Here is a 10,952-nt window from a genome sequence, read left to right as displayed (position 1 = left end):
CAATTGTATACCCCGTCCCCGGTGTTGACTTCAGGGCAGTGCGGTCTCGGGATGGAAGGCTTGCCAGGCGAACCAGTAGGCGAGTGTTCCCGGGCGGCGGGGGGCGTTCGCTCCGCCGGGTCCGATGAGCGCCTCTTCGGTGATCTGCCAGCGTTGGCCTTCGCCATCGAGGAGGCTCTCGTTGTCAGGACCGAGACGAAAGCCGGCTTCGGTTGTTGCGTACACTCGAACCGCCCCGCCGGCGTCGTAGCGCACCGGCCCGGCCCGGTCGTCGAATCCCTCGACCTCGATACGACCACTGATTGCAACGAGCACGATTCGTTGTCCAGCGATCTCGCCATTGGTTACCTGGGCTTCGACGAGATCGGCAAGCTTCCAGGCCTTTGCCTGGCCGTCGTGAACCAGGCCGAAGACGCGATCCTTGGTGGCCAACTCGTCGCGGTTCAGAAAGACGGGAAAGAGCTTGTCCCGTGAGGCGAAGTAACCGCCGTAAGGCTCGCCGGGCTGGTAGGGACGGTCGAAGCCTGTATCCAGGGTGAGCACGGTCGTATCGGGATTGCGGAGTTTCCACTCGCCCCAGGTGATCACCACCGCGGGAAGCAGCGCCAACTCGAGGCCTTGTCGCCCAGCGAGTTCACCGAAGACCGGGCGTCCTGTGAGCTGATTCCACAAGGTCGTGGTCTGCCTGTCGTACATCAGCTTGTTGCTGCGATGCAGGAGGCCGCTCGTGCCGAAGCGCAGCGGCTCCTTCATCCCAGGCACACGGCCGTCGTAGGCGATCCCCGAACCACATAGCGTGCAGTAGGCGAGCGAAATCGGGATTCCGCCGAGCGTATCGTTGGCAAGCTCGTGCCAATCGAGAATGCGAAGCGGATAGGCCCGGCTCGCACCACCGGCCGCGACACCGAAGACGGGCTCGCCATCCTTCATGTGTTCGGCGCCGGCCACGGAAACGTGCTTCGGGTGCTCGAGCGGCGGGATGCCATCGATCCGCACACCACCCCAATCGATCTCCGCCACGCGAATCGTGGTGGGTGCATCATCCGTCAGGATCTCCGCGTAGCGCGGCTCTAGCGGTGAGAGAAGCCGTCCCTTCCAGCTGGCGAAACCGGGCAGCTCGGTCAGGTCGGTACTTCCGTACCACTCGGCCCAGCCAAACCAATCGCCACCCAGCTCCTTGCCCGAGAGCCGCTCCAGGGAAATGACCCGCTGGTTGTAGGCCACGCGTCCAGCGATGCCGAGCTGGCTGATGCGCATCAGCTCGATCAGCGGGGCTACGAAACGCGTATCCCCCGCGGCCTCGATCTCAGCGAGTGCCGCCTCCTGAACGGCCTCCTCTTCTGAAACCAACGCTTCGAGAAGTTCGGCTTCGCGCCCGTCCGCCACCTGTGGCGCGGGAGGCTCAGTGCAGGCCAACCAGCCGAAAGCCGCCAGCGCGAGCGCAAACCGAGCCCAGGTCATCCTCAACCCGCGGCTGCGATCGTCTCGAATGCCTTCACGACCTCGGGCGGCGCCTGCACGAGTTCGATCAGCACACCTTCGCCGCCGATCGGCGAATCCGCGTTGCCCTTGGGATGGACGAAGCAGATCTCGTGGCCCGTGGCGCCACGCCGGATGCCCCCCGGCGCGAAACGCATCCCCTTGGCTTCGAGCCATGCGACGGCGGCGTGAAGATCGTCGATCCAGAGGCCCACGTGATTGAGTGCCGGCTCGTGAACCTTCGGCCGCCTCTCCGGATCGATCGGCTGCATCAAGTCCACTTCCACCTCGAATGGGCCGCTGCCACAAACCGCGATGTCTTCATCGACGTTCTCGGACTCGCTCTGGAAGTCACCGGTGAGAGTGAGGCCCAGGGTCTCGACCCAGAGCTTGCGCAGCGCCAGCTTGTCGAGGCCGCCGACGGCGATTTGTTGGATACCGAGAACCTGGAACGGACGATCGGACACGGGTGCCTCCGGGATTGGGAATGCGGAACCAGGGATCATACGCGCCCCCGGGAGGGTCGGCGAGCAGCGGAGTCGGGTACCCTTCGGCCCCTCATGTCCACGGACGGCCCCAAAGCAACGGTCTTCTTCCATTCCCTGGGATGCCCCAAGAACCTCCTCGATACGGAGGTCATGCTGGGGAGCCTGGCGACCCAGGGCTACGCCCTGGCCGAGGAGCTGGAATCCGCCGACGTCGCGGTGATCAATACCTGTTCGTTCATCGAGAGCGCTAGCGCCAGGGCTCTCACTCGATTGCAGATTGGCCATGACAGTGGGAAAATAGCCCCGCATTTCCGCAGAACCGGAGACAGCGATGCGCCCCCTGAATTCTCGAAGCCTCACCTCTCGGTCCGCTCGGCGACGAACGATGGCGATCACAGGCTGCCTGGCTCTCCTCGCGATCACCTCGGGCCTAGGAACCCAGTGCAGCCCTGCAGCGCCTGCTCCTGCCGAGCCCCGCTTCATCACGGACGACCAGGGCCGCGCGTTGATCCTGCACGGCATGAACGTGAGCGGCGATACCAAATTCGATCCCGAGCGCATGCCGTGGGTCGATCGGGACGAGGTGGCTCGGCTGACCCGCGATTGGGGCTTCAACTTCTCGCGCTTCCTGATCACCTGGGACGGCATCGAGCCCCAGCGCGGTGTGTACGACGAAGCGTATCTCGACCGGGTCGAGGAACGTCTCGATTGGCATCACGAAGCGGGCATCTTCGTCGTGCTCGACATGCATCAGGACGTGTATGGCCCGGTCGATTCGGACGGCCGCCAAATGAGCGGCAACGGCCACCCGGCCTGGTCGATGCTGACCGACGGTGAACCCTTCCCCAACCTCCCGGGCAACTGGTTCCTGAAATACTTCACCGCGGCCGTCACCCGCGCGTTCGACAATTTCTGGGACTACGACGGCCCTACCGGCTGGGTCCAGCAGCACTACCTGGATGCCTGGTTGCATGTGGTGAAACGCTTCAAGGATCACCCCGCCGTACTGGGCTACGACCCGATGAACGAGCCCTGGCCTGGCTCCGGACTGGCCCAACCGGATGCATTTTCAGCCGATGACTTCGACCAGGGCGTCTATCAGGAATTTCTGCAGCGTTTCATCAACATGGTGCGAAGCGTGGACCAGGAGGGGTGGATCTTCTACGAGCCCCGAGCCTGGGGACCCAATGACGGCTACCCCTCCCGAATCGGCATCCTCGACGACCCACGTGCCGGCGACGATCACCTGGTCTACTTCCCCCACTACTATTCGCTGATCGTGGATACCAGTGGCGAGTACCCGGATTTCGATCGAAGCGTGGAGTTCTGGGCCGAATCCCGCAGCACCGAGATCAACGCCCAGAAGGCCCCGCTGATGATCGGCGAGTGGGGCACGGGACAGGGCACGATCGGCGTCGACCGCTACCTGAACGACGTCATGCGCATGGCCGACCGCGTGACCAGCGGCTGGGCCTACTGGGATCACACCCCGGGTGGCTGGGGCATCGTGGACGGCAACGGCAATGAGAAGCCGCCGGCCGACATCCTCACCCGCGCCTATCCGCGCCGGATCGCCGGCTATCCGACCCAGGTCGACTACGACCCCGCGACCCGGATGATGATCCTCATGTACAAGAGCCGGCCCGGGGTTACCGGACCTACCGAGATCTACGTCCCCCAGGGCCGCCATTTCCCGGAAGGCTTCGACCTCCGGGTGAGCCATGGCAGATGGTATGCGGCCTGGGACGCGGAGAGCGAACTGATCACGCTCTGCGCCGCTCCCCAATCCAGGCTGCGAGCGGTGATCGTCAGCCCCGCCGCGGGGCCGAAGCCGCTGATGCCTCCGCCTGGGGTGCTGGAGACCTGCGAGTTTCCGAGACCGACCCCGAGACCGAAGAGGGCCCAAGCGTCCCGGAGGACCAAGCCGCCGTGGGCCTGGAGTACACCCTGAAGGACTAGGAACGGCCGAGCAGGTACTTCTCGGTCGTTCCCTTCCTGCTCGCCTTCGGCTTGAGAACCTTCACGCTGCCAAATTGCGAACGCATTCGCTTTTGGAAAGCCTGGGCCTCAGGGCAATCGAGGAGCTTCACCAGCAGGGTGCCTGCTGGTGCGAGGAGGGTGGGGATGGCGCCCTCGACGGCCTCGAGCAGCAGCTCTTCGCGTGCCCGATCCGTCGCCCGTATGCCGGTGAGCTTGGGTGCGGCATCGGAGAGCAGCACGTCGGCGGGCCCACCCAGTTCCTCGAGAATCCTTTCGAGAACGGTGGGTTGGGTGATATCCCCGGTGAATGCGAACACGTTCGCCAGCTCTGTGAGCGGGTCCATCTCGGCCAGATCGACTCCGACCACGCGGCCCTTCGGCCCTACGATCCCTGCCGCCACCTGCAGCCAGCCTCCGGGCCAGCAGCCGAGATCCACGACGCGCTGCCCGGGCCGCAGCACCCGCTGGGCCTCCTGCAGCTCGAGCAACTTGTACGCTGCTCGCGACCGATACCCCTCGCGCTTGGCGCGCTGGTGGTAGCTGTCCTTCCGGTCATAACGCGCCATGGCGGAACCTCGGGCCAGGGCGATCGGTGGCCAGCTTGCCTGGCCCTTCCCTACCGCTTGGGAGCGGAAGCCGGGCGGAGACGGAGCAGGGCGTTGTTGTGGCCGGGGACACCGCCGCGAACAAGGACGAGATTCTTGTCGGTATCGACCTCGACCACCTCGACGTTGCGGGTCGTGACCTTCTCGTTGCCGGCCTGGCCGTACATCTGCTTGCCCTTGATCACCTTGCCGGGGTAGGCGCCAGCGCCGATGGAGCCCGGTCGGCGGGTGCCTTCGTGGGTTCCGTGCGTCTTGCGGTTGACCTTGAAGTTGTGGCGCTTGACCACACCTGTGTTGCCGCGGCCCTTGCTGGTGCCGATCACATCGACCTTCTGGCCGACCTCGAACAGCTCAGCATTGATCTCGGCTCCGACGTCGAAATTGCCCAGCTCCTCCTCGGAAACCCGGCATTCCTTCAGGTAGCGCTTGGGTGCTACACCGGCCTTCTCGAAGTGACCGAGGCGAGGCTTCTGGAGGGTCACCCGGCGGCGCTCCCCGAAGCCGAGCTGGAGGGCGGAGTAGCCGTCCTTCTCGGGGGTCTTCTTCTGGACGACTGTATTCGGACCCGCCTCGAGGACGGTCACCGGGATACACTCTCCGCTCTCAGAAAAGATCCGCGTCATGCCGATCTTGCGGCATAGAAGCTCGATAGCCACGTTCAGACTCCCGAAAAAAGAGGGCCGGGGAGCCGACGATTGGGCTCCCGGGGCCGAAGGCGGCGGATGATAGGAGGAAGCCAGGATCGTGTCGACCACTCCCAGCGGGGCCAGAATCCACCGGGCCACCTTGATCCAGGGCGACGGAATCGGCCCTGAAGTGACCGGAGCAGCCGTCCAGGTGCTGGAGGCGGCCGGAGTCGCCATTGAATGGGAACCGGTCGAGGCCGGGGCCGAGGTGGTCCAGAAATACGGCACCCCGGTCCCCGAGGGTGTCCTGGATTCGATCCGGAAGACCCGCGTCGCCCTGAAGGGCCCGATCGGTACCCCTGTGGGTGGTGGTTTCCGGAGCGCCAACGTCACCCTCCGGCAGTCCCTCAGCCTGTTCGCTTCGGTTCGGCCGGTCAAGAACCTGCATGGCGTGGCGAGCCCCTTCGATGGGGTCGATCTGGTCGTGGTGCGGGAGAACACCGAGGGCCTCTATTCCGGGCTCGAGCATCAGGTGGCGCCGGGCATCGTCGAGAGCCTGAAGATCGTGACCGAGGCCGCCTCCCTGCGCATCGCCGAGTACGCCTTCCAGCTGGCCCAGCGTGAAGGCCGCAGCGAGGTATGCACCGTCCACAAAGCCAACATCCTGAAGCTCTCGGATGGGCTCTTCCTCGAGTGCGCTCGGCGGGTGGCGAAGGGGTACCCGGAGATCAAGCACCGCGAGATCATCGTGGACAATTGCGCGATGCAGCTGGTGAGGGATCCGGGCCAGTTCCAGGTACTGCTGCTCGAGAACCTGTACGGCGACATCCTGTCGGATCTATGCGCGGGGCTCGTCGGCGGCCTCGGCGTCGTGCCCGGCGCGAACATCGGAGAGGACATCGCGGTCTTCGAAGCCGTGCACGGCAGCGCGCCGGACATCGCCGGCAGACGCCTCGCCAACCCGACGGCCGTGATCCTCTCTGCGGTGATGATGCTGCGGCACATCGGCGAAGACGACGCAGCCACGGCCATCGAGCGGGCGGTGTTCCAGGCCCTCGCTGAGCCGGGCAACCACCCTGGCGATCTCGGCGGCCGTGCCGGCACGGACGAGATCACCCGCGCCGTGATCGAACGTCTCGAGTAGCCGACACCGATGAACGCTTCCCTGCGCCCTCTCCTCGTGCTCGGTCTCGACGGGGCGACCTTCGACGTGATCCATCCGCTGGTTGCGGCGGGCCGCCTTCCGAACCTGGCCCGCTGGATGGAAGACGGCCAGGCCGTGCCGCTGCCGAGCACTGTGCCGCCCATGACGTTTCCCTCCTGGAGCAGCTTCCTCACCGGTCTCACACCCGGCGAGCACGGGATGTTCGACTTCACCCAGAAGCTCCCCGGGCGCTATCGGCTGCGTTTCACCAACGCGACCGATCGAAACGGGCATAGCCTCTACCGTCAGGTGAGCGACGCCGGTGGTTCGGTGCTGGCCCTCGGCATGCCCGCCACTTTCCCGCCCGAGAAGGTCAATGGATTGCTGGTCTGCGGCTTCGACGCTCCCGTCTCGACGGGGACCGACGCCTCGTCTGCGAGTGATCCTTCTCTCTACCGCTCCGTGGTCTCCCGCACCGGCCCCTGGATGCGCCCGGACCTGGACGAAGGCGCGGAAGGGGATGAAGAGGCTTGGCATGAGCATGCCGTCGACGTCTTGTTAGGCCGTGTGCGACGCAAGACGGATTTCGCTTTGGAAGCCTTGCGACAGCTCCACGAACAGAATGCTTCGCCAGCACTCGTCAACGTGATCTACTCCGAAAGCGATACGGTGGCCCATCACTTCTGGCGCGACCACGACCCGAACTCTCCAAGGCACGACCCTTCAGCCAGCGCAAAACGGTTCGGAGCCGTGGCTGCCGTCTACGAAGCCCTCGATGCGGCTTGCGGCGAGCTGAGCGACGCGATGGGGCCGGACGCGGCCTGCGTGATCGTTTCGGACCACGGCACCGGGGGAGCGGGGCGGAATGTGGTGCACTTGAATCGATACCTCGAAGCCTGCGGCCTGCTCGTACGCTCGGGGGGCGGCGCCGCGGCGGCGCGTCTTGCCCGGAGTGCGAGAGACACCGCCTTGCGCCTGCTTCCGCCGGGGGCGGCCCAGGCCGTTTTCCGACGGGTTCGGCCGGCCGCGGCGCGCATCGAGAGCGCCGCCCGCTTTGGTGGTTTCGATTGGACGCGAACCGCGGCCTTCTCGGAGGAGGCGAACACCCAGCCCGGAGTGTGGCTCAACCTTCGCGGCAGGGAGGAGCACGGAAGCATCGATGCAGGAGATGCGGAGCGAGTGCGCCGGGAGGTGGTCGACGCGCTGCTCGATTGGAAGCTCCCGAGCGGGGAGCCAGTCGTGGCCCGGGCACGACCCCGCGATGACGTCTACCACGGCCCCTTCGTCGACCGTGCACCGGACATCGTCGTCGAGCTCGCCCAGGATCAGGGCTATGGCCTCTCTCTCGTTCAAACCCCGTGGGCGACGGCTCCGCCGGCCATTCGCGAGCTCGACGCTCACGAACTCGCCGGCGGGCGCGGACGAGGCATGAACGGGGTCCACCGGCCCGACGGTGTTTGGATAGGCCCTACCGGACTCGGCGTTCCGGCGGCCATGCCTCGCGTCGCCCATACGTTGCTTCGGGCGGTCGGCGTCACCCCGGGCGCGAGTGAAGGCGGCGACTCTCCCGCGCCTCGCGCCTACAGCGAGGAGGAAGACGCCATCGTAGCGGCGCGCCTCCGCAAGCTCGGCTACCTGGAGTAACCAAGTGGCCCTCCGACACCACGTACGCGATCTCGGCGCGCAGCTCTTGTGGCACCTGCGTTTGTCGCGGCCGGGGCGGACTGCGGCGGATCAGCTCACGATCATCACGTTTCATCGTGTGCTGCCCGATCCGAATGACTCCCCGCTTCCCCACCTCGCAGTCACTCCCGCGCTGCTGCGCGGCTGCCTGGATTTCTTCGCCGATCACTACACCTGTCTCACGGTTTCCCAGGCCACCGAACGGTTCTTCTCGGGCGAGCGTCCCGCCCGCCCTCTGCTTGCCGTCAGCTTCGATGACGGACGCAAGGATGGCTTCCTGCATGCGCTCTCGGCGCTTCGCGCCACTCATGTTCCCGCCACTTTCTATGTTCCGGCAGGCTGCGTCGAAGACACGAAACCGCTTTGGCACGATGCGCTGGCCTGGATCGTGCGCCGCCTCGAAGAACAGGACGCAACGGGTGCCGTGCGGGAAGAACTTCCCGAACTTGGAGACGCTGCCCTTCCGCACGCGGTGGTCCAGCACGCGAAGAAGCTCTCCGAGCAGGATCGTGGCGCCCTCATCGCCCGCCTTGGAAAGCTCGCTGGCGAGATGAACTTCCCGTTCTGGGAGCAGCCGATGAACTGGAGCGAGCTGCGACAACTCGCCCAGGAAGGGCATGAGATTGGCTCCCACTCGATGAGTCATAGTGTGCTGCGTGAAGATCTCGGCGCCGATCAGCACCGCGAGGTCGCTGCATCCCGTCTTCTGCTGAAAGAAGAATTGAACGAGCCCATCACGAGCTTCTGCTTCCCGACGGGCGAGTACGACGACGCGACACTGCGCGAATTGAAGAACGCGGGCTATCAGAATGCGGTCACGACCCAGCCGGGACCGAACGACGCGAATGCCGATTGTTTCGAACTGCGGCGCTTCGACATTCAAGGGCCACTGAATTCCAATCGCCGCGGCGAGCTCAAGCAGACCGTGCTGGCTTGGCGCCTCTCGCGCCTTCCAGGAGCACCGGGATGAGCGAAACATCGCCGCTCTGCGTCCTGGTGAGTCGCTATCCAGCGATCTCCCACACGTTCATCCGGCGCGAAGTCGAAGCGTTGCGGGCCCTCGGTGTCCACGTAGAAACGGCGAGCCTGCGCACGCCCGGGGATGAAGAACTCCTGGTCGAGATCGACCGGGAGGAGCGCCAGCGAACTTTCTATGTGCAACCGGTGCACCCATTCGCGGTGGTGGGCGCAGTGCTTCGTGCAATCGTCCAGCAGCCCGCACGTACGATGGCGACCACTCGCCTGGGTTTCAGCCATCGCGGGCCGGGCGTCCGCGGTCTGGTCTGATGCGTTTTCTATCTGGTCGAGGCCCTCTACCTGGCCGCCGAACTGCGGCGACGCGGCGTCCGGCATATCCACTCCCAATTTGCGAACGCCGGTGGCACGGTGGGCCTTTTGACCAGCGTGCAGCTCGGTATCGGCTGGAGCCTGACCCTGCACGGCCTCTCGGATTTCGGCGATCCCAAGGGTCAGCGGCTGCGCGAGAAGTTCGAGCTCGCGCGCCTCGTCGTTTGTGTTTCCGAGCACGGCCGGCAGCAGGCCTTGGAGATCACAGGGGGCAAGCTGGCGGAACGAATCCACGTCGTGCGCTGCGGCCTCGACGAGGAGGCTTTCGAGGCTTCGGCACCATCTTCGTCCCCTGATGGCCCCTTGAAACTCGTTTGTGTCGGACGGCTCGCACCGGAGAAGGGGCATTCGGGCTTGCTCGACGCCCTGGCCGAGGCGCGGGAGCTCGGCCTGGACGCGGAGCTGCGGCTCATCGGGGAAGGTCCGGAGCGGGCCGCCCTCGAACAGCGCGTGCGCACATTGGGCCTCGAAGCCCACGTGGCGCTTCCCGGGGCCCGCGGTGGTTCGGAGTTGCGCAAGGAGCTGCTCGAGGCCGATCTGTTGGTGCTCTCGAGTCTGATGGAAGGCCTGCCCGTCACATTGATGGAGGCCCTCGCAACCGGCACGCCGGTCATCGCACCGCGGCTGTCCGGAATCCCTGAACTGGTACGCGAAGAGCAGGATGGCTGGCTGTTCACAACGGGATGCTTCGACGAGTTGGCGCGGGCGTTGGTCGTTGCGCAGGAAGAACGCTCGCGGCTTCCCAGCATGGGTGCCGAGGGGCGGGAGCGGGTGCGCACGCTACACGATGCTCGGCGAAACGGGGAACAGTTGAAAGAGCTGCTCGCCGCCACAGGCGCCTGGGGGTAGGCTGGATCCATGCCGCGGCCCGTGCCCGAACTCTCCATGGTCTTTCCCGTGTGGAACGAGCAGGACAATGTCGAAGCGCTCCTCCACGCTGCGCTCGACCTGGGGAAGCAGCTCTCGGGTCCGTTCGAGATCGTGGTGGTGGATGACGGCAGCCGTGACGAGAGCCGCGCGATGGTCGCCAGCCTCGAGCAGGAGCATCCGGAGATCCGCCTCGTCACCCATCCTTCGAACCGGGGCTACGGTGCGGCGCTGCGCTCCGGCCTGCGTGCTGCCCGGGGGCGTTGGGTCTTCTTCAGCGATGCCGATCTGCAGTTCGACCTGAACGAACTGCACCGCCTGCTCGGGCATACGGACACCTTCGACATCGTTGCCGGTGTCCGCACGCCGCGCCGGGATCCGTGGGGGCGACGTCTGTTGGCTGGAGGCTGGGGCCTGCTCGTACGGGGGCTCTTCGATCTTCCGGTGCGCGACATCGACTGCGCGTTCAAGCTCTTCCGCCGTGAGGTCATCGACGCGATTCCGATTGCTTCGATCGGCGCCTTCATCAACACGGAAATCCTGGTACGCGCCCGACATGCGGGTTTCCGCATCCACCAGGTTCCGGTCAGTCATCGGCCCCGTCAACGAGGGCAGCAATCCGGGGCCCACCCGAGAGTCGTGTGGCGAGCTGGCGTGGAGCTGGCCACATTGTACCGCGAGCTGCGCGCTCCAGACGCCACGGCGACTCCAACCCGCGCCAAGCCCTGAAGCC

General features: G+C 65.6%; 11 protein-coding genes and 1 pseudogene. 8 read left to right on the top strand and 4 right to left on the bottom strand.

Annotated elements, in window-relative coordinates:
* Nucleotides 1–30 precede the first annotated feature (30 nt).
* Nucleotides 31–1,461, bottom strand: a complete 1,431-nt coding sequence (locus tag GY937_04135) for a DUF3179 domain-containing protein (protein MCP5055897.1) — start codon at nucleotides 1,459–1,461, stop codon at nucleotides 31–33.
* Between the two features lie 2 nt (nucleotides 1,462–1,463).
* Nucleotides 1,464–1,985, bottom strand: a complete 522-nt coding sequence (locus GY937_04130) for a VOC family protein (protein ID MCP5055896.1) — start codon at nucleotides 1,983–1,985, stop codon at nucleotides 1,464–1,466.
* Between the two features lie 54 nt (nucleotides 1,986–2,039).
* Between GY937_04130 and GY937_04125 the strand changes: the two are divergent.
* Together GY937_04125 and GY937_04120 are read left to right on the top strand one after the other, a co-directional pair.
* Nucleotides 2,040–2,216, top strand: a pseudogene (locus GY937_04125) (30S ribosomal protein S12 methylthiotransferase RimO).
* A gap of 136 nt (nucleotides 2,217–2,352) precedes the next feature.
* Nucleotides 2,353–3,918: a glycoside hydrolase family 5 protein gene (locus GY937_04120; protein ID MCP5055895.1), complete on the top strand. Its 1,566-nt coding sequence runs from the start codon at nucleotides 2,353–2,355 to the stop codon at nucleotides 3,916–3,918.
* Nucleotides 3,919–3,922: 4 nt separating this feature from the next.
* Here GY937_04120 and GY937_04115 read toward each other — a convergent pair whose 3' ends face one another.
* Together GY937_04115 and rplC are read right to left on the bottom strand one after the other, a co-directional pair.
* Entirely contained in the window at nucleotides 3,923–4,513 is a 591-nt protein-coding gene (locus GY937_04115) for an RlmE family RNA methyltransferase (GenBank protein ID MCP5055894.1), read from the bottom strand.
* A gap of 50 nt (nucleotides 4,514–4,563) precedes the next feature.
* Nucleotides 4,564–5,415 carry a 50S ribosomal protein L3 gene (gene rplC, locus GY937_04110; protein MCP5055893.1) on the bottom strand — a complete coding sequence of 284 codons (852 nt, stop codon included), beginning with the start codon at nucleotides 5,413–5,415 and terminating at the stop codon, nucleotides 4,564–4,566.
* Between rplC and GY937_04105 the strand changes: the two genes are divergently transcribed.
* The 6 genes from GY937_04105 to GY937_04080 all read left to right on the top strand — a co-directional run bounded on the left by GY937_04105 (nucleotide 5,324) and on the right by GY937_04080 (nucleotide 10,948).
* Nucleotides 5,324–6,322 (top strand): isocitrate/isopropylmalate dehydrogenase family protein, encoded by a 999-nt coding sequence (locus tag GY937_04105; protein ID MCP5055892.1) that lies wholly within the window; start codon nucleotides 5,324–5,326, stop codon nucleotides 6,320–6,322. The genes rplC and GY937_04105 overlap by 92 nt on opposite strands.
* A 9-nt stretch (nucleotides 6,323–6,331) precedes the next feature.
* Entirely contained in the window at nucleotides 6,332–7,966 is a 1,635-nt protein-coding gene (locus tag GY937_04100) for a hypothetical protein (GenBank protein ID MCP5055891.1), read from the top strand.
* 4 nt (nucleotides 7,967–7,970) lie between these two features.
* A complete protein-coding gene (locus tag GY937_04095; protein MCP5055890.1) occupies nucleotides 7,971–8,975 on the top strand; it encodes a polysaccharide deacetylase family protein in 1,005 nt (334 codons plus the stop codon).
* Nucleotides 8,972–9,292 (top strand): hypothetical protein, encoded by a 321-nt coding sequence (locus GY937_04090; GenBank protein MCP5055889.1) that lies wholly within the window; start codon nucleotides 8,972–8,974, stop codon nucleotides 9,290–9,292. Before GY937_04095 ends, GY937_04090 begins: the two co-directional genes overlap by 4 nt.
* Nucleotides 9,293–9,391: 99 nt before the next feature.
* Entirely contained in the window at nucleotides 9,392–10,201 is an 810-nt protein-coding gene (locus GY937_04085; protein ID MCP5055888.1) for a glycosyltransferase family 4 protein, read from the top strand.
* 9 nt (nucleotides 10,202–10,210) lie between these two features.
* Nucleotides 10,211–10,948 (top strand): glycosyltransferase family 2 protein, encoded by a 738-nt coding sequence (locus GY937_04080; GenBank protein MCP5055887.1) that lies wholly within the window; start codon nucleotides 10,211–10,213, stop codon nucleotides 10,946–10,948.
* Nucleotides 10,949–10,952 lie beyond the last annotated feature (4 nt).

Source organism: bacterium, from assembly GCA_024228115.1.
Classification (GTDB): Bacteria; Myxococcota_A; UBA9160; order UBA9160; family UBA6930.
The sequence above is the reverse complement of the archived record's forward strand: the minus strand, read 5'-3'. Positions and strand labels throughout refer to the sequence as shown.